This is a genomic window from Malonomonas rubra, assembly GCF_003247215.1.
In the GTDB taxonomy this organism is placed as follows: Bacteria; Desulfobacterota; Desulfuromonadia; order Desulfuromonadales; family Geopsychrobacteraceae; genus Malonomonas; species Malonomonas rubra_A.
In genome coordinates this window covers 26,507-49,865 of the sequence record NZ_QKAP01000015.1, presented here as the reverse complement: position 1 = coordinate 49,865, position 23,359 = coordinate 26,507, and the positions used below count along the sequence as shown (strand labels likewise).

General features: G+C 52.6%; 25 protein-coding genes. 23 read left to right on the top strand and 2 right to left on the bottom strand.

Annotated elements, in window-relative coordinates:
* The first annotated feature begins 5 nt into the window (after window positions 1–5).
* From Q7J88_RS01710 to metK, 23 genes are all read left to right on the top strand, one after another.
* On the top strand, window positions 6–863 hold the full coding sequence (locus tag Q7J88_RS01710; RefSeq protein WP_303720420.1) for a hemolysin family protein: 858 nt from the start codon (window positions 6–8) through the stop codon (window positions 861–863).
* A 5-nt stretch (window positions 864–868) separates the two neighbouring features.
* A complete protein-coding gene (lnt, locus tag Q7J88_RS01705) occupies window positions 869–2,380 on the top strand; it encodes an apolipoprotein N-acyltransferase (RefSeq protein WP_303720419.1) in 1,512 nt (503 codons plus the stop codon).
* Between the two features lie 202 nt (window positions 2,381–2,582).
* On the top strand, window positions 2,583–4,244 hold the full coding sequence (locus Q7J88_RS01700) for a Na/Pi cotransporter family protein (RefSeq protein WP_303720418.1): 1,662 nt from the start codon (window positions 2,583–2,585) through the stop codon (window positions 4,242–4,244).
* An 85-nt stretch (window positions 4,245–4,329) separates the two neighbouring features.
* Complete coding sequence (kdsB, locus tag Q7J88_RS01695) at window positions 4,330–5,100, top strand: 3-deoxy-manno-octulosonate cytidylyltransferase (protein WP_303720417.1); 771 nt, start codon at window positions 4,330–4,332, stop codon at window positions 5,098–5,100.
* A gap of 148 nt (window positions 5,101–5,248) precedes the next feature.
* Window positions 5,249–6,850, top strand: coding sequence for a CTP synthase (locus tag Q7J88_RS01690; RefSeq protein ID WP_303720416.1), 1,602 nt, complete (start codon window positions 5,249–5,251; stop codon window positions 6,848–6,850).
* A gap of 1 nt (window position 6,851) precedes the next feature.
* On the top strand, window positions 6,852–7,685 hold the full coding sequence (gene kdsA, locus Q7J88_RS01685) for a 3-deoxy-8-phosphooctulonate synthase (protein ID WP_369681944.1): 834 nt from the start codon (window positions 6,852–6,854) through the stop codon (window positions 7,683–7,685).
* Window positions 7,686–7,688: 3 nt separating this feature from the next.
* Complete coding sequence (locus Q7J88_RS01680; protein ID WP_303720414.1) at window positions 7,689–8,654, top strand: SIS domain-containing protein; 966 nt, start codon at window positions 7,689–7,691, stop codon at window positions 8,652–8,654.
* On the top strand, window positions 8,654–9,172 hold the full coding sequence (locus Q7J88_RS01675) for an HAD family hydrolase (protein ID WP_303720413.1): 519 nt from the start codon (window positions 8,654–8,656) through the stop codon (window positions 9,170–9,172). Before Q7J88_RS01680 ends, Q7J88_RS01675 begins: the two co-directional genes overlap by 1 nt.
* A gap of 72 nt (window positions 9,173–9,244) precedes the next feature.
* Window positions 9,245–9,808: an LPS export ABC transporter periplasmic protein LptC gene (gene lptC / locus Q7J88_RS01670; RefSeq protein WP_303720412.1), complete on the top strand. Its 564-nt coding sequence runs from the start codon at window positions 9,245–9,247 to the stop codon at window positions 9,806–9,808.
* Window positions 9,809–9,814: 6 nt separating this feature from the next.
* A complete protein-coding gene (lptA, locus tag Q7J88_RS01665) occupies window positions 9,815–10,309 on the top strand; it encodes a lipopolysaccharide transport periplasmic protein LptA (protein ID WP_303720411.1) in 495 nt (164 codons plus the stop codon).
* Window positions 10,306–11,031 carry an LPS export ABC transporter ATP-binding protein gene (gene lptB, locus Q7J88_RS01660; RefSeq protein WP_303720410.1) on the top strand — a complete coding sequence of 242 codons (726 nt, stop codon included), beginning with the start codon at window positions 10,306–10,308 and terminating at the stop codon, window positions 11,029–11,031. Before lptA ends, lptB begins: the two co-directional genes overlap by 4 nt.
* 82 nt (window positions 11,032–11,113) lie before the next feature.
* Window positions 11,114–12,565 carry an RNA polymerase factor sigma-54 gene (gene rpoN / locus Q7J88_RS01655; protein WP_303720409.1) on the top strand — a complete coding sequence of 484 codons (1,452 nt, stop codon included), beginning with the start codon at window positions 11,114–11,116 and terminating at the stop codon, window positions 12,563–12,565.
* A 117-nt stretch (window positions 12,566–12,682) separates the two neighbouring features.
* Window positions 12,683–13,231, top strand: coding sequence for a ribosome-associated translation inhibitor RaiA (gene raiA / locus Q7J88_RS01650; RefSeq protein WP_303720408.1), 549 nt, complete (start codon window positions 12,683–12,685; stop codon window positions 13,229–13,231).
* An 81-nt stretch (window positions 13,232–13,312) separates the two neighbouring features.
* Complete coding sequence (locus Q7J88_RS01645; protein ID WP_369681945.1) at window positions 13,313–13,774, top strand: PTS sugar transporter subunit IIA; 462 nt, start codon at window positions 13,313–13,315, stop codon at window positions 13,772–13,774.
* 105 nt (window positions 13,775–13,879) lie between these two features.
* Complete coding sequence (hprK, locus tag Q7J88_RS01640; protein WP_303720406.1) at window positions 13,880–14,854, top strand: HPr(Ser) kinase/phosphatase; 975 nt, start codon at window positions 13,880–13,882, stop codon at window positions 14,852–14,854.
* A complete protein-coding gene (rapZ, locus tag Q7J88_RS01635) occupies window positions 14,851–15,711 on the top strand; it encodes an RNase adapter RapZ (RefSeq protein WP_303720405.1) in 861 nt (286 codons plus the stop codon). The genes hprK and rapZ overlap by 4 nt, the downstream gene beginning before the upstream one ends.
* 3 nt (window positions 15,712–15,714) lie before the next feature.
* On the top strand, window positions 15,715–16,110 hold the full coding sequence (locus Q7J88_RS01630) for a PTS sugar transporter subunit IIA (RefSeq protein WP_303720404.1): 396 nt from the start codon (window positions 15,715–15,717) through the stop codon (window positions 16,108–16,110).
* Between the two features lie 16 nt (window positions 16,111–16,126).
* The gene (locus tag Q7J88_RS01625; protein ID WP_303720403.1) at window positions 16,127–16,621 is read left to right on the top strand and encodes a PTS sugar transporter subunit IIB; all 495 of its coding nucleotides are present in this window, start codon (window positions 16,127–16,129) and stop codon (window positions 16,619–16,621) included.
* The gene (locus tag Q7J88_RS01620) at window positions 16,618–17,310 is read left to right on the top strand and encodes a PTS sugar transporter subunit IIC (RefSeq protein WP_303720402.1); all 693 of its coding nucleotides are present in this window, start codon (window positions 16,618–16,620) and stop codon (window positions 17,308–17,310) included. Before Q7J88_RS01625 ends, Q7J88_RS01620 begins: the two co-directional genes overlap by 4 nt.
* Window position 17,311: 1 nt before the next feature.
* Window positions 17,312–18,079, top strand: coding sequence for a PTS system mannose/fructose/sorbose family transporter subunit IID (locus tag Q7J88_RS01615; RefSeq protein ID WP_303720401.1), 768 nt, complete (start codon window positions 17,312–17,314; stop codon window positions 18,077–18,079).
* A gap of 10 nt (window positions 18,080–18,089) precedes the next feature.
* Window positions 18,090–18,356: an HPr family phosphocarrier protein gene (locus Q7J88_RS01610; protein WP_303720400.1), complete on the top strand. Its 267-nt coding sequence runs from the start codon at window positions 18,090–18,092 to the stop codon at window positions 18,354–18,356.
* Window positions 18,343–20,118: a phosphoenolpyruvate--protein phosphotransferase gene (gene ptsP / locus Q7J88_RS01605; RefSeq protein WP_303720399.1), complete on the top strand. Its 1,776-nt coding sequence runs from the start codon at window positions 18,343–18,345 to the stop codon at window positions 20,116–20,118. Before Q7J88_RS01610 ends, ptsP begins: the two co-directional genes overlap by 14 nt.
* Before the next feature lie 87 nt (window positions 20,119–20,205).
* Window positions 20,206–21,375, top strand: coding sequence for a methionine adenosyltransferase (gene metK, locus Q7J88_RS01600; RefSeq protein WP_369681943.1), 1,170 nt, complete (start codon window positions 20,206–20,208; stop codon window positions 21,373–21,375).
* 58 nt (window positions 21,376–21,433) lie between these two features.
* On the opposite strand, the gene Q7J88_RS01595 is transcribed toward metK, so the two are convergent.
* Window positions 21,434–22,318 (bottom strand): carbon-nitrogen hydrolase, encoded by an 885-nt coding sequence (locus tag Q7J88_RS01595; RefSeq protein ID WP_303720398.1) that lies wholly within the window; start codon window positions 22,316–22,318, stop codon window positions 21,434–21,436.
* Complete coding sequence (locus Q7J88_RS01590) at window positions 22,315–23,358, bottom strand: agmatine deiminase family protein (protein WP_303720397.1); 1,044 nt, start codon at window positions 23,356–23,358, stop codon at window positions 22,315–22,317. Before Q7J88_RS01590 ends, Q7J88_RS01595 begins: the two co-directional genes overlap by 4 nt.
* Window position 23,359 lies beyond the last annotated feature (1 nt).

Here is a 23,359-nt window from a genome sequence, read left to right as displayed (position 1 = left end):
AAAAAGTGGAAATTGACAGTTCGCAAGATACTTCTCGTTGGTCGACACGTCTGAAACGCCTCTTTCGGGGGCGTCCCACTGCTTCCTCGGAAGAAGAGTTACATGATCTAATTGATGCTTCAGAACAGAACGGGATCATCGACGAAGATGAAGGAGACATGCTCCAGTCGATTTTGGAGTTGGATGAAACAATTGTCCGAGAAGTGATGGTTCCGCGTACCGATATGGTCTGCGCTGACTCCGAGGAGCCTTTGAGCGAGGTTCTTGCCGCTATCCTCAAATCGGGGCACTCCCGAATCCCAGTTTACAAGGAAAACAACGACAACATCATCGGCTTGGTTTATGCCAAGGATCTGCTTCGCTTTTGGGGAAAACCGATGGACCAGATCCGATTGTCTGATGTGTTGCGTTCCCCTTACCTTGTACCTGAGTCGAAGCTGGTCAGCGATCTGCTACAGGAGTTTCGCCAGACCCGGGTGCATATTGCAATTGTTATCGATGAGTATGGAGGCACCTCCGGTCTGGTGACGATCGAGGATCTGATTGAAGAGATTGTCGGCGATATTCAGGATGAATACGATCTGGAAGACGATTGGCTGATTGAAGAGCCAGATGGTACTGTGTTGGTTGATGGTCGCCTCAATATTGAGGAATTCGAGGAATTTTTCGAGATCGAAGTAGCGCGGGAGAAGTTCGACACCGTCGGCGGATACGTGGTTGAGCATCTCGGCCATGTGCCGCCTGCCGGGGATCAGATCAAAATCGATATGCTGCAAATTCAGGTGGTCGCCAGCGATCAGCGTGCCATCAGGCAGCTACGGATTTATCCCCCGGCGGCAGAAACGGTCGAAGACGCGGATTGATCCCGATGCCCCGTTTCGACCGTTCCCTGATCTTTTCGGCCGCGTCCGGATTGCTGCTGGCTGCCGCTTTTCCGCGCCCCGATGTTTATCCTCTGGCCTGGGTCGCCCTGATCCCACTATTGCTGGTCATGAAGCAGCGGCCGTTTGCCTCAGGCTATGTCTGCGGGATCAGTTATTTTGCGGCGGTGCTTTATTGGCTTAATCTGGTGATGACCACCTATGGTGGTCTGAACTTGGTTTTTTCTTTGCTCGCCTACCTGATGCTGCTTACCTACCTGGCGGTGTTCTTCGGTGTTTCCAGTTGGTTGGCCTGCGTATTTGAAAAACAATTCAAACTGCCTTATTTGCTGTCGTTTCCAGTCCTCTGGGTGGCGCTTGAGTATTTGCGGGGGCTGTTGCTGACTGGTTTCCCCTGGGCTCTGCTCGGTTATTCACAGCAGAATTTTTCTCTAGCGATTCAAAGCGCCGATATGACTGGTGTCTACGGAGTCAGTCTGCTGCTAGTAGCAGTTAACTGCGCTTGGGCTTGGATAATTCAGCAGCCACGCAACCGTTACGCTTGGTTGGGGTTGGTCTGCACCCTGCTGATGTCAATCAGCCATTTCGGGTATGGCGCCTGGCGCCAAAATCAACCACTCGATGCGAGACAGGAACAATTAAACGTTGCCTTGATTCAGGGGAATGTCGATCAGGCAGTTAAATGGGATCCGCAGTACCGACAGACGACCGTCGATAAATATCTCCGACTCTCCGCAGAGGCAGCCCAGCAAAAGCCAGACTTGCTGATCTGGCCGGAAGCCGCGACCCCCTTCTTTTTGCAGGAGAAAATCCCGCTGGCCGAACAGGTACGGCAGGTCCCGCTGCGACAAAACAGCTATCTGCTGGTGGGTAGTCCGGCTTATCAGCAGCTTGACGATGGCAAGGTCGATTTCTTCAACAGCGCCTACCTGTTTTCCCCGCAGGGCAAACAGTTGGGCCGTTCAGATAAAATTCACCTGGTGCCATTTGGTGAGTATGTGCCGCTGGGTAAACTGCTCAGCTTCATTAACAAGTTGGTGGTCGGGGTCGGGGATTTTTCCCCCGGTATCGTCAAGCCCCTATCGCTTAACGGCCACAGCCTTGGCGTTTTGATCTGCTATGAAGTAATTTTTCCGGAACTGGCTCGTGATTACGTGCGGCATGGCGCGGGACTGCTGGTCAATCTGACCAACGACGCCTGGTTTGGGCACTCTTCTGCGCCGTACCAGCATCTGGCGATGGCCCGCTTCCGGGCGATTGAAAACCGGATCTGGTTGGCGCGGGCCGCCAATACCGGAATATCGGCATTCATTGCTCCTTCTGGGAAAGTAACCGCCGCTGGACCGATTTTTGAAGAGTTGTACTTGTCAGGGACCGTTGGGCTTGGCAGCGAGCCTACCTTTTACACCCGTTTCGGTCCGGTGATGGCGCAAGTTTGCCTGCTGTTAAGTGTACTTGGCGCGATAGCTTTGGCTTGGCGGCAGCGGCGGGGAAATTAAAATCGCTCTGTCCCTATTGGTTTTCTCTAACCATTGTCTGGCCATCAGTTATAATAGATGAATTGCCGCCAAACCGAAGGGCTGACATGTGAAATTCATTTCAACAAGAAACATCAAGCAAATTTTGCCAACCTGTGTCGGGCTATCTGGTTCTTTGCAGCCGCCAATGCTGCTTTTTGCCGCTCAGGGCGGAACATAAACCATGGCTTGGGCAGAGATGTGGATAGGTGTGTTCGGCGGTTTGGCGCTGTTCCTGTTTGGCATGGAGCGGATGGCCGATGGGCTTAAGGCGACCACTGGTTCCAAGATGCAGAACATTCTCGGCCACCTGACCAGCAACCGTCTCAGTGGCGTTACGGTTGGAGCGCTGCTGACGGCCGTAATTCAATCGTCCTCGGTGACGACGGTACTGGTTGTTGGGTTTGTCAGTGCAGGCTTGATGTCCTTGAGCCAGTCAATCGGGGTAATTATGGGGGCCAACATCGGCACCACCATTACCGGTCAGATTGTCGCTTTCAAGGTGACCAAGCTGGCGCTCGCTTTTGTTGCGGTCGGGTTCAGTATGGTGTTTGCCGCACGACAGGAGCGATTGAAACATTACGGCGGAATTTTGCTTGGTCTCGGGCTGATTTTTTTCGGCATGAACGTGATGAGCGAGTCGATGTACCCGTTGCGCAGTTATGCTCCGTTTCTCGAGGTGATGCAGCGGATGGAGAACCCCTTGCTCGGGATTCTGGCAGGAGCTTTCTTTACCGCCCTGATTCAGTCGTCTTCTGCTTCGATAGGCATTGTGATAGTCATGGCTAGCCAGGGGTTCGTCTCCCTCCCGGCAGGGATATCTTTAGCGCTCGGTGCCGATATCGGGACCTGTGTAACCGCTCTGCTTGCGTCATTGGGCAAACCGCGTATCGCTGTTCGGGCTGCGGTTTTTCACGTTATCTTCAATGTCGTCGGGGTTGTCATCTGGGTCGGGTTTATTGATCAGTTGGGACAGTTGACGGCGTGGGTCTCCCCGCATCGGGTTGATCTCTCCGGTATTGCCAGGCTGGCGGCGGAAACGCCGCGCCAGATTGCCAACGCCAATATGCTGTTTAAGGTTACCAACACCCTGTTGTTTATCGGGTTTACGCCACAGTTGGCGAAACTGGTTTCCTGGCTGGTTGCAGAACCGGAACCGGCGGCGGTGCAGCCGATCGTGGTGCCAAAGTATCTGGAAAGCCAGCTTCTTGATACCCCTTCAGCGGCGCTACGGCTGGTACGGATGGAATTGGGTCATCTGGGGCAGAGAATTTTGCTGATGATGGCTATGTCGCGGCAGGCACTGGAGCGTCGTGATGTCGAGCTGTTTCGGGAAATGGAAAAGGCCGACGACGCCGCCGATATCTTGCATTCAGAGATCGTCAATTACCTGAACCTGGTAGGTAAGCGGAAGCTGACCAATAAGGAAGCTGATGAATTTTACCAGATGAGTCAGGCTGCTGACACCTTGGAGGGGATCGGCGATGTCCTAGAGACGGATCTGTGTGAACTCGGCTTAAAGATGGTGGAGCGAGACCTGCACCCGAGTGAAACTACCTTGATGATTTTGCAAACCCTTCACGAAGAGGTCTATCTCGCTCTGGAAGCGGCCATCAGGGCAATCGTTGATGACGACCAGCGTGCCGCCCAAGAGGTCATCTCGTTGCGTTCCGCCGTCAACCAGGTGGTGGAAGCGGCTTTTCTGCGTAAGTCCGAGAGCCTGGCGGCGAGCGGTGTTGAACGGCTGGAAATTCTCCAGATCGAGTTTGAGGTAACTGATAAGTTGAAGCGGATTTATTCCCTCTGCAAGCGGATTGCCCGCCTCTATGTCCCCAAGGAGGTCTGATTGCTAATTGCGTTGACAAGAGTGCGCTTTCGAGTAAGTATCCAGCTGGTTTTCGATCTGCCCAAGGCATAACGAGGAGTTGATAATGAAGAACCTCTCCAAAGCAACAGCGATCATCCCCGCCCGTTACGCATCAACCCGATTCCCCGGTAAGCCATTGGCTTTGATCAAGGGGCTGCCGATGATTCAGCATGTCTGTCACCAGGTATCTAAGGCGAAGACGGTCGATAAGGTAATTGTGGCTACTGATGATGATCGGATTGCCGACGTCGTGCGCGGTTTTGGCGGCGAGGTGGTGATGACACGAGCAGATCATCCGACCGGGACCGACCGTTTAGCGGAGGTGGCTGAACGGATCTACGCCGAGTTGATTGTCAATGTGCAGGGGGATGAGCCGTTGATCGACCCGCGCATGATCGATCAGGCGGTACAGCCGATGATTGATCAGCCGAAGCTGAAAATGGGGACTTTGGCCAGTCGAATCAACGAAATAGAAGATTTTTTCAGTCCCAACGTGGTTAAGGTGGTCAGGGACAGTAACAATCTGGCGCTTTATTTTTCGCGGGCACCGATTCCCTGGCCGCGCGACCTTAGCAGAGAAGAACTTGCGGAGCGTCTCGACGGGGTCGCTTTGTTCCGCCATATTGGTCTCTATGTCTATCGACGGGATTTTCTGTTGAGCTATCCGCAGCTGGTGAAAACACCTCTGGAGAGCCTTGAAAACTTGGAGCAGTTGCGGGCCTTGGAGAGCGGGATCCGGTTGTATGTCGCTGAAACCGAGTTCTCTTGTCACGGAGTCGATACGCCAGATGATTTGCAGCGCGTTTCCCGGCTGATGTCAGAAGATAATTTCTAATAAAAACAAAGGTTTTCTCTCTGTTTTCCAAGGTGGAGAGTTTTTTGCAGGATCGGGGGTTTCCTTCGGTCCTGTTTCTGTGTAGAATCAGCCTTTCGACCTGCTCTGCAGGTCATCCAATATTTAATTTTAAGGAGCAGGATTGACGATGAAGACGAAGTTTCTCTTTGTCACCGGTGGGGTGGTTTCCTCTCTCGGTAAAGGTTTGGCCGCAGCATCGATCGGTGCGCTGATGGAAGCCCGTGGGCTGAAGGTTTCGATGCAGAAGATGGACCCCTATATAAACGTTGATCCCGGGACCATGAGTCCTTTCCAGCATGGCGAAGTGTTTGTCACCGATGATGGCGCTGAAACCGATCTCGATCTCGGGCATTACGAGCGTTACACTTCGGCCAAGCTTTCCCGTAAATCGAACTTTACCACTGGCCAGGTTTACGATTCTGTGATTCGCAAGGAACGGCGCGGTGATTACCTTGGCGGCACGGTGCAGGTCATTCCGCACATCACCAATGAGATTAAGCAGAAAATTCTCGATAACGCCAAGGGCGTTGATATTGCCATCGTTGAGGTTGGTGGTACCGTCGGCGATATCGAGTCGCTGCCGTTTTTGGAAGCGATCCGCCAGTTCAGGACCGATCGTGGCCGAGAGAACGTCCTCTACATCCACCTAACTCTGGTGCCCTATATCACGACCGCGGGCGAACTGAAGACCAAACCGACTCAGCATAGTGTAAAAGACCTCCGCGAGATCGGTATCCAGCCCGATATTCTCCTTTGTCGTTGCGATCGAGAGATCCCCCGCGACATGAAGAGCAAGATTGCCCTGTTTTGCAATGTGCCTGAAGATGCGGTCATTACCGCGCGCGATGTGGCGACTATCTACGAAGTGCCGAAAGTTTACCACGAACAGGGGCTTGATGAGCGGATTGTTGATTACCTGAACATCTGGACCAAGGCTCCCGATCTGGGTCCTTGGGAGCGGATAGTTGAGCGGGTCAAGGATCCAGCTGGAGAGACCAACATCGCCATCGTCGGCAAGTATGTTGATCTGACCGAAAGCTACAAATCGCTCTCCGAGGCATTGATTCACGGTGGTATTGCCAGCAATTGCCGGGTAAATCTGAAGTATGTCGACTCCGAGGCATTGGAAAGGCATGGTGTCAATGATACTTTTGCCGATGTAGATGGCATTCTGGTGCCGGGTGGTTTCGGCGAGCGGGGCAGCGAAGGAAAGATTTCCGCGATCCGCTATTCCCGCGAGAACAAACTGCCATTTTTCGGCATCTGCCTCGGTATGCAGATGGCGGTGGTCGAGTTTTCTCGCTATGTTTGTGGTATCGAGGACGCCCACTCCTCTGAATTCCAAGAAGAGGCGAAAAATCCTATCATCCATATTATGGAGGAGCAGAAAAAGGTTAAAGGGAAGGGAGGCACAATGCGTCTTGGCGCTTACCCGTGCGATCTTTCCGAAGGAACTTTGGCGCGTAGGATTTACGGTACCGAGCACCTGAGCGAGCGGCATCGTCATCGGTTTGAGTTCAACAACGCTTATCGTGACAAACTGCAGAAATGCGGCTTGGTGCTCTCCGGGATCAACCCGGAGTCGGATCTGGTCGAGATAGTCGAGTTGGAGGGCCATCCCTGGTTCCTCGGCTGCCAATTTCACCCTGAGTTCAAGTCCCGACCGATGGATCCGCACCCACTGTTTGAATCCTTCGTCGGTGCCTGCCTGAAGAAACGCCAGGAGTAATTTGATGCAAAAGGTAACGGTCGGCTCGGCCAGTTTTGGTGGCTCGCAAGCCTTGACATTAATTGCCGGACCCTGCGCGATTGAAAATGAAGATTTGACGCTACGGATTGCCGACGAGCTTAAAAAAATTACTGGGGAAATCGGTTGCCAGTTGGTGTTCAAGGCCTCTTACGATAAAGCGAACCGGACTTCGGTCACCTCGTTTCGTGGACCCGGGATAGAAGAGGGATTGAGAATCCTGCAACGGGTCAAGGACGAATTCGAGTTGCCGGTTATCTCCGACGTTCATGACGTTAGTCAGGTGACCGCTGCCGCGGAGGTGCTTGATATCATCCAGATCCCGGCGTTTTTGAGCCGGCAGACAGATCTACTGGTGGCGGTTGGCGAAACCGGCAAGGTTGTTAATGTAAAAAAAGGCCAGTTTCTGGCTCCTTGGGACATGGAACATGGCATTAATAAGATCACCTCGACCGGCAATAAACAGATTCTGCTCACTGAGCGTGGCGCTTCCTTCGGGTACAACAATCTGGTGACCGACATGCGTTCGCTGGTGATTATGCGTGAGATGGGCTATCCAGTAATTTTCGATGCCACCCATTCTGTGCAGCTGCCGGGCGGTGCTGGCGGGGCATCTTCCGGACAACGCCAGTATGTAGGCGCATTATCCCGGGCGGCGGCTGCGACAGGGATCGACGGACTGTTCTGGGAGGTGCATGAAAATCCGGATCGGGCGCTCTGTGACGGGCCGAATTCTTTGCCGTTGGCACAGGTCAAGTCGATGCTGCGGCAGGTGCTAGCGATCGATGCTATCTTCAAACAGGAATGCGGAGTCTAGAAATTGCTGATTGAAACTGCAAAACGTGTTCTGCAGATCGAGGCTGATGCTGTATTGGCCCTGCAATCTCGGTTGGATGGTGGTTTTACCGAAGCGGTCAAGATGATCCTTGCCTGCCAGGGGAAAGTGGTGGTGACCGGGATGGGCAAGTCGGGGCTGATCTGTCAGAAAATTGCCGCGACCATGGCTTCGACCGGTACACCGACTTTTTTCCTTCACCCGGCCGAAGGAATTCATGGCGATCTCGGTATGCTCGCCAAAGGGGACGTGATAATTGCCATCTCCAATTCCGGTGAAACAGAAGAAGTCTGCAGGATTCTGCCGGTAATCAAGCGGATGGGGCTGCCGCTAATTGCCATGTCGGGTAATCCGAAAAGCACCCTGGGGATTGCCGGTGATGTGCATCTTGATATCAGTGTTGCAGAAGAGGCCTGTCCGCTCGGTCTGGCACCAACAGCTAGTACGACAGCGACTCTGGCGATGGGGGACGCCCTGGCGGTTGCTCTGTTGGAGGAGCGTGGCTTCAAGGCTGAGGACTTTGCCCTGTTTCATCCTGGCGGTGCGCTCGGGAAAAGACTGTTACTGCGGGTTGAGGACCTGATGCACAGCGGCAAGGACGTTCCGCTGGTGTTGCCGGAAGTGTTGTTGCGAGATGCCCTGTTCGAGATCACCAGTAAGAAGTTGGGGGTCACTGGGGTCGTAGATGCTAACGGACATCTGCTCGGCGTATTTACTGATGGCGACCTGCGGCGGATTATGGAAAGAGGGCTCGACAGCCTGCAGTTGCCGATTGCCGAGGTGATGACTACTTCGCCGAAACGGATTCTGCGTCGCAACCTGGCGGCCAAGGCGTTACAGATAATGGAAAGCCATTCGATTACCTCATTATTTGTTTTTGAAGATGTCGAGAGTACCACCCCTATCGGGATCGTCCATCTGCACGACCTGCTCAAGGCGGGGGTGGTCTGATGGAATCGAAGCTGGCTAAGATCAAGCTGCTGCTGCTTGATGTTGACGGCATCATGACCGACGGACGGATTATCTACGATAATCAGGGGAATGAGCTGAAATCGTTCGATGTCAAGGATGGGCACGGTTTGAAGATGGTCCAGCGGGCTGGGATCAAGGTCGGCATCATTACTGGCCGGCAGTCTGAGGTCGTTGCCAGACGTGCGAAGGAACTGGGCATCGAGATCCTTTACCAGAAAGCCTTGACCAAGCTGGATCCGTACCGGGAAATTCTTGCCGCCGAGGGTCTGGCTGATGAGCAGGTGGCGTACATGGGCGATGATGTTGTCGATCTGCCGATTTTGCGTCGGGTCGGTTTCAGCGCCACGGTATCCGATGCGGTTTCCGATGTGCTGCCACTGGTCGACTATGTCGCCAAGCGGCCTGGTGGCCGGGGGGCGGTCCGTGAGGTTTGTGACCTGTTGTTGAAGGCGAGCGGGAAGTGGGAGTCATTGACCGAAAAATATTTTTCTTCTTGATCTTTGAAGATTAGCAAATGTTTACAATTGGAAAGGGCGATGATATAAAGCCTGAAAGCGGGAAGGCCGTTTATGTTTAATCTGCGCCGACTGTTGGCAATATCGATTGTCGTTGCGGTTATGGCACTGGGGGGGGCAATATGCTGGCATCTACTGCAGCAAGATCCGTTGGAAGTGTTTGAGGCATTGCCGGAACAGGTCGACCTTTCGCTTGAAAAACTGCACTACACGCAAAATGAGGACGGCAAGCGAAGTTGGACATTGGACGCCGATACGGCCGAGTACCAGCGTGGTGAGGGACAGGCGGTTCTTGATGCGGTCCAGTTGATCATGTATGAGGCCGGTCAATTTGGTGAGCTTAAATTGACCGCGGAGCATGGTTTGTTTTTGCAGGAGCAGCAACAGGTTGATGTCTGGGGGGATGTTGTCGTCGTTACCTCTAAAGGAGACCACTTATACACCGAGCGGTTGCGCTATGATGGACAGGAAAGCCTGTTGACCAGTGATGAGAAGGTTCATTTGGTCAGTCCGCGAATGGAACTGGTCGGAACAGGTTTGTGGGCTGACGTGGAGCTTGGTCAGCTACGCTTGAAGAAAGATATCTGGATGATGCTGTTGCCGGAAGAAAGGAAATAAAGGGCGATGAGAAACGTCCTGCTACTGTTGCTTTGTATTTTACTGTCTCTTTCCGACATCGTTGCCGCCGAGGAAAAACAGTCAAAGCCCTCGTCTTTGCCGATTGAAATCACGGCGCAGCAGTTGGATGCAGATCGGCCCGCGCGTAAAGCAACCTTTTCCGGCGAGGTTATTGCCAAACAGGGGGATATTACCCTCTATAGCGATAAGCTAGTTGTTTATTCCCTTCCGGAGGATGACCAGATCGATCGTTTGGAAGCTTTCGGTAATGTTCGGGTCCTCCAGCTTGATCGGACTGCCGTCGCTGATCGTGCGATCTACAGGCAGGTTGAGGGGAAGTTGGTGCTGTACGGTAATGCCGAAGTCCATCAGGGACAGAACCAGGTCACCGGTGACGAGATTGTCGTTTATCTGCAGGAGAACCGAAGTATCGTAAAAAGCGGCGAGAACGGTCGGGTTAAGGCGGTCCTTTTCCCGAAAAAAGAGCAGGAACCGGAGTGAGCCGGACGCTGCAAGCCAAGGGGCTCTATAAATCGTACGCCGGTCGGGAGGTTGTTGCCGGGGTCGATTTGCAGGTTTGCTCGGGACAGGTCATCGGTCTGCTTGGGCCTAACGGCGCTGGGAAAACTACCAGTTTTTACATGGTGGTCGGACTGGCAACACCGGATAAGGGGGCGGTCTTTCTTGACGATCAAGAGTTGACTGGCCTGCCGATGTATCGCCGGGCTCGTTCCGGGATCTCTTATCTGCCCCAGGAGGCCTCCGTTTTCCGCAAATTGAGCGTGGCGGAAAATCTGTTGGCGATTCTCGAAACACTCGACCTCAGTCGAGCGGAGCAAGAGGAACGTCTGGAAGAGTTGTTGGCCGATCTGAATATCGGGCATATTCGCGATTCGAAAGGCTATGCACTTTCCGGTGGTGAGCGCAGACGGGTCGAAATCGCTCGTTCGCTGGTGTTGGAACCGGCGTTCTTGCTGCTCGACGAGCCTTTCGCCGGGATCGATCCGATTGCTGTGATCGATATTCAAAAGATCGTTTCGCAACTCAAAGAGCGTAGTATCGGGATTCTGATTTCTGACCATAATGTTCGCGAAACGCTTGGTGTCTGTGACCAAGCCTATATCCTGAATCAGGGGAAGGTATTGGAATATGGAACTCCTGAGCAGATAGCGGAGAGTAGCACCGCCCGGGAAATTTACCTGGGAGATAAATTTAAGTTGTAAAGGCGGCAACAAAGAGAGACTTTTTGGGGCGACAATGTTAGATTGTAATAACATTGTTTAGATTTTATCGATAGAAGGATTTATGGCGCTCGATCTTCGTTTACAGGTCAAACTGAGTCAGCAACTGGTGATGACGCCGCAGTTGCAGCAGGCGATTAAGCTGTTGCAGCTTTCCAGGGCGGAATTGGTCGATGTTGTAACCGAGGAGCTGGCGGAAAACCCGTTATTGGAAGAGGGGCTCGACCCGAAAGATGAGCGGGACGAGCCGGTATCGGATGTTGTTGATGATTCGATGGCTAGTGATGCCAGCCCCGAACAGGAGGTTAAGGGGGAATCGGAGGGGATGGACGATATCGACTGGCAAACCTATCTCGAAGGTTACAGTCTCAACAGTAGTACCCCCCGCGACAGCTACGAAGATCAAGAAGAACGCCCCTCTTACGAAAGTCTGCTAACCAAAAAAAACAGCTTGACTGATCACTTGATGTGGCAGCTCGGACTCTCTTCCGTCAGTGATGAGGAGCGTTTGGCGGCGGCGGAAGTCATCGGCAACCTTGACGAAATAGGTTATCTACACGCTACAGTTGAGGAACTTGCAGAAACATCAGGGCAATCGCTAGATGTGGTCGCACAGGCGATTGAACGGGTGCAGAATTACGACCCGGCAGGGATTGCCTGCCGCAATCTGCAGGAGTGTCTGTTGCTTCAGTTGGAGCGGATGGAAATGGGGGACTCGCTGGCAGCGACTGTTCTGCGCGATTTTATCCACGAACTGGAAGGGCGTAAGTATCCTGTCATCGCCAAGGCATTGAAGGTCCATCTGGAAGATATTCTGGAAGCGGCAAAGCTGATTTCCGAACTCGATCCGCGCCCCGGTCTGCAGTACAATGAAGAGGATATCCATTATATTGTTCCCGATATCTATGTGAAAAAAGTCGGCGATGAGTATGTGGTGACCCAGAATGACGAAGGACTCCCGAACCTGCGGATTAATTCCTTGTATCGGAATGCGTTGACCAATAGCGGATCGGTTGATAAACAGGCTAACGAATATATTCAGGACAAAATGCGTAGCGCGGTCTGGTTGATCAAGAGTATTCACCAGCGACAGCGTACCATTTACAAGGTGACCAAGAGTATCGTTAAGTTTCAGCGGGCGTTTTTCGATTACGGGATTGAATATTTGAAACCGCTGGTTTTGCGTGATGTCGCTGAAGATATCGAGATGCATGAATCGACGGTCAGCCGGGTAACGACCAATAAATATGTGCAGACCCCGCAAGGATTGTTCGAGTTGAAGTTTTTCTTCAACAGCGGCATCAATACCGTAGATGGCGATTCCGTCGCCTCAGAAAGCGTGAAAAGTCGTATCAAAGAGATTATTTCCGGCGAAGACCCGAAAAAGCCGTTTTCCGATCAGAAAATAGTGGCTTTGCTCAAAGATCAGGATATTAATATCGCTCGCAGGACTGTGACCAAGTATCGTGAAATGCTCGGGCTTGGTTCCTCAACTGAGCGTAAAAGATTGTTTTGACTTGCGATATTTATTTGCCTTGTAAATGAATCAACTGTATCCCGCAGGAATCTGCGTTATACTTGAATAACATACACCAGATCCTGTTCGGGATCTGTTCATCGAAGGAGGAAATATATGCAAATAGCCGTTACCTTCCGTCACATGGAAAGTAGTGAAGCCGTCCGTAGCTATGTGGAAGAGAAACTGGCCAAGGTAAAGAAGTACATCGAAGAGCCGATTGATGCTCAGGTTGTCTTGTCTGTTCAGAAGAAGATCAATCATAAGGCAGAGGTTACCATGGTCGCCAAGGGGCTGACCATGAAGAGCGTCGAAGAAAAGGATGACATGTATGCCGCAATCGACCTGATGGTCGACAAGATTGAGCGGCAACTGAAGCGCTACAAAGAAAAGCTGAAGCGGCATAAGGGCACTAGCGGGACGCAGCGCAGGGTCGAGAAGACGGTTATTGCTGCCCCTAGTGTTGACGAGGGGTACGAAAACCCGGAAATCATCCGTAGCCATTCCTTCTTTGTCAAGCCGATGTCGGTGGAAGAAGCGGTTATGCAAATGGATCTGCTCGACAAGGATTTTTTGGTCTTTACTGATGATCGTTCCGAAGAGATGAACGTGGTCTACCGTCGTAAAGACGGCAACTATGGTCTGATTGTCCCCCAAGGGAGTTAAAAGGATTATTTGACGGGTGATTCTTTCTTACGAGAGAATTACCCGTTTTTTTATTTGCTGGTCAGAAAAAGAATTATGAGTATGAAAATATCTGAGTTGTTGGATTCAAAAGCGATTGTTGCCGATCTGCAGGCTCGAGACAAACAACGGGCATTGGAGGAACTGACCGACGCGTTGGTTGCCTGTGACCTCTCTCTTGATCGCGATGAAGTGATCGCGGTGCTGCAGGAGCGCGAAAAGCTCGGTAGCACCGGTATCGGCGACGGTGTTGCGATTCCACACGGCAAGCTGGCCGGAATTCCCGAGTTGATGCTGGCGTTTGGGCGCAGCCGGGCCGGAGTCAATTTCGAATCGATGGATGGACAGCCAGCTCACCTATTTTTTCTTTTGATCGCTCCCGAGGAATCGGTCGGCGTACATTTGAAAACTCTGGCCAGAATATCCAAGCTGTTGAAGGATGCCGCGGTGCGTCAAAAGTTGCTGGATGCCGAGGGGCAGGATGCAATTTATCAGGCCATTCTTGACGAAGAGGCTCAAGCCTGATAGGAAGGGAACGCACCATTTTTGGCCTGCAGCCGAATTTGTGTGTCAATTTGGTTGTGGGCCTTTTTATTTCCAGCAAATCTGTCGGGAGCATAATTCTAAGCTATGGCCGAACTGACGATCCAGGAAATTCTTGAGGAGGAGGCGGCGGGCCTCGATTTGGAGTTGCTCGCCGGAGCTGGAGGACTAAGCAATATCGTCAGGGTGCCGAGGATTCAAAAACCGGGACTGGCGCTGGCTGGTTACAGCAGCAGCTTGCATCCGGGTCGTATTCAGATTCTCGGCTCTACCGAACTGGATTATCTCGCCACCATGTCGAGGGAAACGGCGACCGAACACCTTAAAGATATTTTTCAACGTAACCTCTCCTGCTTGGTTATCACTAAAGGTCAGGAGGTTCCCAGTTATCTGCTCGAACAGGCTGAAGCTTTCAATACCCCGCTGCTGAGGACTCGCCACCTCAGTTCCAGTTTCATCTCACTGATTACTAAATTTCTTGAAGAACGGTTACTGCCGACCTCGACCCTGCACGGGGTGTTGATTGACGTTCTTGGTGTGGGAGTCTTGCTGCAGGGGAAAAGCGGCATCGGCAAGAGCGAATGTGCCCTAGAACTGATCCTGCGTGGCTATCGTTTGGTTGCTGATGATGTCATCAAGGTGCGTCTGAAACTGCCTTCGGTCATTTTCGGCGAAGGGATGGATCTGCTTCACTACCATATGGAAATCCGTGGTCTGGGGATTCTCAATATCAAACACCTGTTCGGGGTGGCCGCGATCCGTGAGCGGAAGAAGATCGATTTGGTTATCGAACTGGTGCCTTGGGATGAGGAGACGGAATACGACAGGCTTGGTGTGGAAGAGCGGAGATTCCGGATCCACGGAGTTGAACTGCCATATATCCAGATTCCGGTCGGTCCGGGACGCAATGCCGGGACGATCGTCGAAGTGGCGGCCCGCAATCAACTGCTTAAAGAGATGGGTTATCACAGTGCCCGCGAATTCCAGGATTTGTTGGAAAAACGAATGGCGGAAGCTGCTCGGCTGCATGCCCACACCATCATCGGAGACAATCTGGAATGAGCCGCCGTTTGTTGGTCATCACCGGGCTATCCGGTTCCGGGAAAAGTACCGCCGCTCGAGTCTTGGAGGATCACGGGTTCTTTGTTGTCGATAATCTGCCTTTCGTTATGTTACCGAACTTCATCGAGCGTGCTCAGGATGGACTACAGGAGTCAACCGATGTTGCCGTTGTCATTGATGTGCGCAATCGCGGTTTTCTGGCCGATTACCGGGTGACCCTTGATCATTTGCAGGCGAGTGGTTGCGAGGTCGAAATCCTATTTTTCGAGGCTTCCGATGAGGCATTGCTGCGCCGCTATTCCGAAACCCGTCGCTCACATCCGTTGGCAGCGGGTGAGACGGTGCAGGCTGGGATTGCCCGTGAGCGTAAGCAGTTGCGCTCTTTGCGTGACGAAGCGACTCGGATAATCGACAGCAGCAACTTGAACTCCCGTCAGATGCGCGAGGTGCTGCTGAATTATCTGGGCGAGAAAGCGGAGTCATTGTTGATCGTCAATCTGGAGTCATTTGGCTATCGCTTCGGCCTGCCGCCAGCCGCCGACCTTGTTTTCGATGTCCGTTTCCTGCCGAACCCTCACTATATTGAGGATCTGCGCCCTTTAACAGGCCTTAATCAACGGTTGCAGGATTATGTCTTAGGGCAAGCGACTTGCAAGGAATTTCTTGATCATTTACAGAAAATGCTGACTTTTCTTATCCCGCATTATCGGGATGAAGGGAAAAGTTACCTGACTATAGCTATTGGCTGTACTGGGGGGCGCCACCGCAGTGTGTCGATCGTCGAAGCGTTGTATGCCAACTTTCCCGACTCCAACGTTGTTTTGCGCTGTAACCACCGCGATGTAGCAAAGGGGTGATAGATGATCGGTATCGTAGTTATTACCCATTCCAGCCTGGCCTACGAATTTATCAAAGCGGCCGAAATGATAGTCGGCTCAGCCGATCAATTGCAGGCGGTCAGTATCGATCGGAGTATTGGCATTGAAACGGTGCAACACCATATGCGGGAAGTACTGGACGAAGTGGGGCGTGATGGCGATGGAATAATTATTTTGACCGATATGTTCGGAGGTACCCCGACCAATGTAAGCGCCGAGTTTCTGAAGGCCGGGCAGGTTGAGATTGTCACTGGAGTGAATCTGCCAATGCTGTTGAAGTCGATCAGCGCCAGAGAGGGGAAAACGGTCGGAGAACTGGCAGAGCTGTTGAAGGACTATGGTCAGAAGGCGGTCATGCGGCCTGCCGAGATGCTTTAATGCTGGAGAGGTTGCGATGAGTCTGGTATTGACCCGGATCGACAATCGTTTGATTCACGGACAGGTTCTGGAGACCTGGGTGCCGTATGTGCATGCCGATTGCATTGTCGTGGCCAACGACGAAATAGCTGGTTCGCCGTTAAAAAGGATGATGATGGAATCGTCGGTGCCGAGCCGCATACGTGTCGAGATTGGTACAGTCGATGAAATGGCGGTCCTCTTTGCTTCCGGCACGCTTGATTCCTGCAACGTTCTGTTATTATTCGGTACGACTGCCGACGCACTACGGGCCTATCAAAATGGCTTGTTGTACAAACGTTTAAATTTGGGGAACTTGCATGCAGGAGCCGGGAAAACCAGGCTCTGTTGCACGGTTTTTCTCGATTCGAGCGATCTGGATACGTTGCAGCAGTTGGAAGGTTTTGGGGTGGTAATTTCTGCCCGCTGTATTCCGGCTGATAGTGAACGGGCCTGGCGCAAGATGATTCCGAACCGCAAGGGCAAAGAGTGAACCCAGTTGACCTACTGATAGGGGCAGCGGTTGCCTTGGTCTGTGGTCTGGATCGGACCGCCATCCTACAGCTGATGATTTCTCGCCCAATCGTTGCGGCACCTTTGGTGGCCTGGTTGCTCGGCGAGCCGATGGTCGGTCTGCAGATCGGCCTTCTGGTTGAGCTGCTTTGGTTGGCCCGTTTGCCGGTCGGCGCAGCGATTCCACCAGATGACACGCAGGTTGCGATCGCCAGCAGCGTATTGGCGATCGACTTGGGGCAGGCTCTCGATTCACCCGGAATTGAGCTTCTTCTCATTTGTTTACTGGTCGCGTTGCCGTTGGGCAAGGTCGGGCAGCTTTTCGATCACCTCACCCGACAGTGGAATGTTCGTCTGTTGGGCAACGCGGAAAGATATATCGAGAACGGGAACCTGCTGCATGCCGAATTTCAGCATTTTCGTGGGATCTTCCACTTCTCACTTGCAGCGCTCGGGACCTACTCGGTGGTTGTCGTTGGTGGTTTTTTACTGGTGCCGATCCTCTGGCCTTTGGTGCAGCAAACTTTGCAGCATTCTGGCAACTGGTTGCAGCTAGCGTTGCCGTTGGTTGGGGTTGCGGTCATTCTCGGCACCATAAATGTGAGTCGAGCTTTGACGCTTTTTTGTGCCTCCTTCGGGATGGCGTTTCTGCTGATGTGGCTGGTATAGCATGGCGTTGTTAAGAAGAACCCGTACCCATGTCTGGTTTCGCTTGTTACTGCTGCAAGGAAGTTGGAACTTCGAGCGTTTGCAGGGTCTTGGTTTCTTTTTTGTGCTGCTGCCGGCATTGAAACGTCTCTATTCAGGGGAGCAGTTACAAAAAATTGCTAAAGAACATACCGGATATTTCAACACCCACCCGTATTTGGCGCCGCTTGTTGTCGGGGCTGTGCTCAAGCTTGAAGAGGCGCGGGCAAACGGGCAGCCACCTGTTGAAATTGACGAATTCAAAGAGGTTGTCGCGGCACCCTATGCCGCAATCGGCGATGCCCTTTTCTGGGGGGGCTTACGGCCACTTTCGGCAGGAATTGCTCTGTTTTTTGCGGCAAAAGGGATTTTGTGGGCGCCGCTGGTTTTTCTGTTGTTTTACAATTTGGTCCCATTGGTCTTTCGTGTTTCCGGATTTGTACGTGGTTACCATCAGGGGGTTTGTTCTGTAGAGTTCTTCCAAAAGCGCCACTTGCCTGACTGGGCGATCCATACCAAGGAAGCAGCGGTTGTGGTGTTAGGCGGTTTGAGCGCTTTTCTTGTTTTCCAGCATCTACAGCAGCAAAAGATGGTCAGTTGGCTTGGTTTGCTGACTTTGGTGCCGATGATTCTGCTTGGTTTGCTGGCACGCAAGGGAGTTTCGACCCTGTTGCTGGCATTGCTCTGTTCCATTGTCGTTATCCTACTCAGTCTGTTTTGGGTAGACGCGACACGTTTGATTGCAATTTAAGGGAAGATAAATGTTAAGTCGACAATTTATCATCAAGAATCGGCTCGGCCTGCATGCCCGGGCAGCGGCTCAGCTAGTGCAAACGGCGAATCAGTTTTCTGCCGAAGTGATTCTACATAAAGAAGATATTGAGGTGAACGGGAAGAGTATCATGGGGATTCTGCTGCTGGCCGCTCCGAAAGGCACAGAAATATCGGTTACGGTTGATGGCTCGGATGAAGAACGGGCGATGAACGTAATTGCTCACTTGATAGAGGACGGTTTTGGCGAAGATTGAGGTCGTAACAGATACCTACCTAGTTGGCATTGGAGTCTCGCCGGGGATTAGCATCGGTGAGATCAACCTGCTGAATCAAAGAACGACAGTCGATGATCTGCCGATCATGCCTGATGAGGTAGAAAACGAGCTTGAACGTTTCCGCTGGGCGTTGGAACAGGCGCGTGAAGAATTACTCGAGATCAAGCAGACGGTTTCCAGAAAACAGCATTTGCGTGAGCATCTGTATATCCTCGATACCCACCTGCTGATCCTTGAAGACGAGATGCTGATACGGGAGACAGAGAAGGCGATACGTGGCTTGAGCTGCTCGGAGGGGGCGCTGAAGAAAACGCTGCTGAACCTGCGGCAAATGTTTGAGAATATTGAGGACGAGTATCTACGCGAACGCCGCTCTGACGTCGATGCAATTGGTGAACGGTTGATGCGGATTCTGACCGGTGAGCAGCAGCGCTCGATCAGCGACATCGGTCAGAAGGCGTTGGTGGTCGCCCACGACCTTTCGCCAGCCGATACGATGCAAATGGACCGAGAGCGGGTTCTCGGTTTTATCACTGATAAAGGGGGGCAGACCTCGCACACCGCAATTCTGGCCCGGGCTTTGGAAATCCCGGCGGTGGTCGGGCTGGAGTCAATCTCCTCATTGGTTTATGATCGTTTGCCTGCGGTGATGGATGGTACAAACGGCATCGTCATCCTTAACCCCTCGGAAGAAACGTTCAAAGAGTATCTCAAGCGCAAGCAAGCCTATGATTACCTGGAAAAGGAGCTTCACGGTTTCAAGGATTTGCCGGCCATTACCACAGACAATGAACGGATTGCGCTGCGTGGTAATCTGGAGATGGCTGACGAGTTTCCGGCTGCCCGCAAGCACGGAACTGAGGGTGTCGGCCTGTATCGCACCGAATTCCTCTTTCTCGGACGTAGCGAGGCACCGAGTGAAGAGGAACAATTTGAGGCGTACAAGGAGATTCTTGCCGGGATGCAGCCGCATCCGGTGACCATCCGAACCCTTGATATCGGTGGTGATAAAATCGTTTCGCATTTGAACTTGGAACATGAGGCGAACCCGGCCATGGGGCTTCGGGCAGTCCGTTTTTCACTGCGTGAAGGGGGATTGTTCAAAACCCAGTTGCGAGCCATCTTGCGGGCCTCAGTTTACGGCAAGGTCCGGCTTATGTTCCCGATGATCAGCGGGGTTGCCGAGTTGCGGACCTGCAAACGGATTTTGCGCGATGTTCAGGACCGTTTAACGCAGGAAGGGATCGACTTCGATCAGGATATCGAAGTAGGGATAATGATCGAAACTCCTTCAGCAGTGTTGTTGGCGGATTTTTTTGCCGAGGAGGTTGATTTCTTCTCGATCGGCACTAATGATTTGATTCAGTATTGCCTAGCCGTCGATCGGGGAAACGAGCATGTCGCCTATCTGTACGATCCGTTGCACCCGGCAATTCTGCGGGCGATCAAGAACATCTGCCAGGCAGCGAACGAACGTGATGTTGATGTGTGCCTGTGCGGAGAGATGGCTGGCGAACCGCTATACGCGCTGGTGCTGCTGGGACTGGGATTAAATGAACTTTCGATGAACCCGGCCAGCATCCCTAGGGTCAAGCGGGTATTGCGTCAAGTCTCTCGCAAGGATGGGGTAGCGTTGGTGGAAAAGTTGCTTGCCCTGAAGACTGTAAAAGAAGTTTCCAGTTGTCTTGATCAGGAAATGCGCACGCGCTTGCCTGATATTTTTGATCATGCCTTGATTTGAATAAATGTCGTTGACTCCGCCCGCTTAGCTACTTAAAATACCCTGTTCATTTAAACCGAAAATTAATTTTACGGAGGATACACGCCAATGCCGATGACAGATTTTCTGTTCACCTCGGAGTCCGTTAGCGAAGGACATCCGGATAAAGTTGCCGATCAGATTTCCGATGCCATCCTTGACGCGATTCTGGCTCAAGATCCCAGGGCGCGAGTCGCCTGCGAAACCTTGGTGACCACCGGGATGGCCATGATCGCCGGCGAGATCACTACCAGCGCCTATGCCGATTTCCCAACCATCGTCCGCGAAACCATCAAAGAGATCGGTTACAACGATTCGGCGATGGGCTTCGATTACGAGACTTGCGCGGTTCTGACCTCCATTGACCAGCAATCAGCAGATATTTCTCAGGGGGTGACCGCCGGTGAGGGCATGTTTAAAGAGCAGGGGGCAGGTGACCAAGGTTTGATGTTTGGGTTCGCTTGTGATGAAACGCCAGAGCTGATGCCGATGCCGATCACCTTTGCCCATAAACTGACCAAGAAATTGGCCGATGTGCGTAAAAATGGCCAGCTTAATTTTCTTCGGCCAGACAGCAAATCGCAGGTTTCGATTCAATACATCGATGACAAACCGACCCGCATCGACACGGTTGTTATCTCTTCACAGCATACTCCTGACGTTAGTTATAGTGACCTGCAGGAAGCGATTATCGAAGAAGTCATTAAGCCGACCCTGCCGGTGGCGTTGCTGGACGATAAGACCCGCTATCTGGTCAACCCGACCGGACGTTTCGTGATCGGTGGGCCGATGGGCGACTGTGGCCTGACCGGGCGTAAGATCATCGTCGATACCTACGGTGGCCAAGGGTCTCACGGTGGTGGCGCATTCAGTGGCAAGGATCCGTCCAAGGTAGATCGCAGCGCTTCGTACATGGCACGCTACGTTGCCAAAAACGTAGTTGCTTCCGGGCTGGCCCGCAAGTGTGAAGTACAGCTGGCTTATGCGATCGGTGTTGCCGAACCGGTTTCGGTCATGATCAACACCTATGGCACCGGTAAGATCCCTTCGAACCAGATTTCGGAGATTGTGCGTACGGAGTTCGATATGCGCCCTGCCGCGATCATCGAACAGCTTGACCTGCTCAGACCGGTTTATCGCCAGACTGCCGCCTACGGGCACTTCGGTCGTGAACTGCCTGGGTTTACCTGGGAAGTGACTGATCGTGCCGAATCGCTGAAGTCTCGAGCCGGACTCTAGTTGGTTTTGAGGAGAACGATAGGCGAGCCGTATGGCTCGCCTTTTTTTGTTTATTCGTTTAATCGCGGAAACGTTTTAGCAGGTCCTGATAGGCATCGATCCGCCGGTCACGCAAGAACGGCCAGATTCGGCGTATTTGTTCGCTCCGTTGCAGATCGATATCTACCAGAAGCGCTTCCTCTTCTGTCCCGCTCGCCTGACATAAAATCTCGCCCTGGCAACCAGCAACAAAGCTGTTCCCCCAAAACTTTGTTCCTGCAGTGGTGCCGCTCGGATCCGCCTCATAGCCGACCCGGTTGACGGCGATCAATGGTGTAGCGTTGGCGACTGCGTGGCCTCGTTGTACGGTTATCCACGCCTCACGCTGGCGTTGCTGCTCAACAGGTTCATCGTTCGGATCATAACCGATGGCCGTCGGGTAGATCAGCAGATCGGCCCCGGCCAAGCACATCATGCGGGCTGCTTCCGGGTACCACTGATCCCAGCAGACCAGAATCCCAAGTTTGCCCAAAGAGGTCGGGATTGGCTTAAAACCGAGATCTCCTGGGGTGAAGTAGAACTTTTCGTAGTAGCCGGGATCGTCAGGAATATGCATTTTTCGATAGGTTCCGGCAATCGTGCCGTCGTTTTCTAGAACCACGGCGGTATTGTGATAAAGCCCTGTAGCGCGACGCTCGAACAACGAGAGGACCAGTACGATGCCAAGTTCTGCAGCCAATTCCCCAAACTGTTTTGTCGAGGGGCCGGGAATAGTTTCGGCCTGATCGAAGATGTCCGTATTTTCAGCCTGACAGAAATAGAGGCCGGTATGCAGTTCCTGCAGCACCACCAGTTGTGCCCCCTGATTAGCTGCTAAGCGGATTGCGGTGGTGGTTTTTGAGATATTGTCATCACGGTCGCTGCTGCAGGTTTGCTGGATCAAAGCGACATTCAGAATACTCATGGCAAAACTCCCTTTGGAATCTGCATGCTGATGCAATGCAATGACCCGTGCTGCCAGATGACCGGACGGGAATCAATCCCGATGATTTTCCTGTCGGGATAGGCCTGCGAGACCGCATGCAAGGCCTTTTGGTCAGCAGGGTCGTCATAGGTCGGCACCAGTACCGCGCCGTTAATCACCAGATAGTTGGCGTAAGTGGCCGGTAGGCGCTCTCCCGCTTCATCATAACTGGGCTTTGGCCAAGGGAGCGGGATCAGGCGGTAAGGTTCGCCGACTGGAGTACGTAGTTGGTGGAGCTGTTGTTCCATCTTTTGTAGGTCAGAATAATGCTCGTCCTCGGGGTTGTCACAGCGCGTATAAGTGATGGTATTGGTCGGGCAGAGCCTGGCTAGGGTATCGATGTGAGAATCGGTGTCATCCCCAGTTAGGAAACCGTGATCAAGCCAGTGAATCTGCTTCGCACCGAGGACTTGTGTCAGCGTGGTTTCGATCTGGATTTTGTCAAGTTGAGGGTTTCGATTGGCGTTGAGCAGGCACTCCGAGGTGGTCAGGATAGTTCCTGCTCCGTCACTTTCGATACTGCCTCCTTCAAGAATCAGTCCTAAGGTCTTTTTTTCCGTTTTGCCGAATATGCCCATCGCATGCAAGCGCGTCGTCACTTGGTTGTCCTTATCCGCAGGGAACTTCAGCCCCCAACCGTTGAAGCCGAAGTCGAGCAGCAGGGGACGATTGTCACGCAGGACAGTGATCGGGCCGAAATCTCGGCTCCAGGTATCGTTGGTCGGAACCTTTACGATTTGGATGTTTTTTCTGTCGATGCCTGCTGTGTCTAAACGATCACTGACGATCTCCGGCTCCGGCGTTGCGATCAGCAGTGTTTGATAGGCTGTGATCTGTCGTGACAGCTCGACATAGACCGCGCTGATTTCCTCCAGAATAGGTTGCCAGTCGGAATCTGCATGGGGCCAGGCAATCAGGATGGCGTCCTGTGGTTCCCATTCCGCAGGAAGTCGTATTTGCGAATTATGCAAAGTATTCATA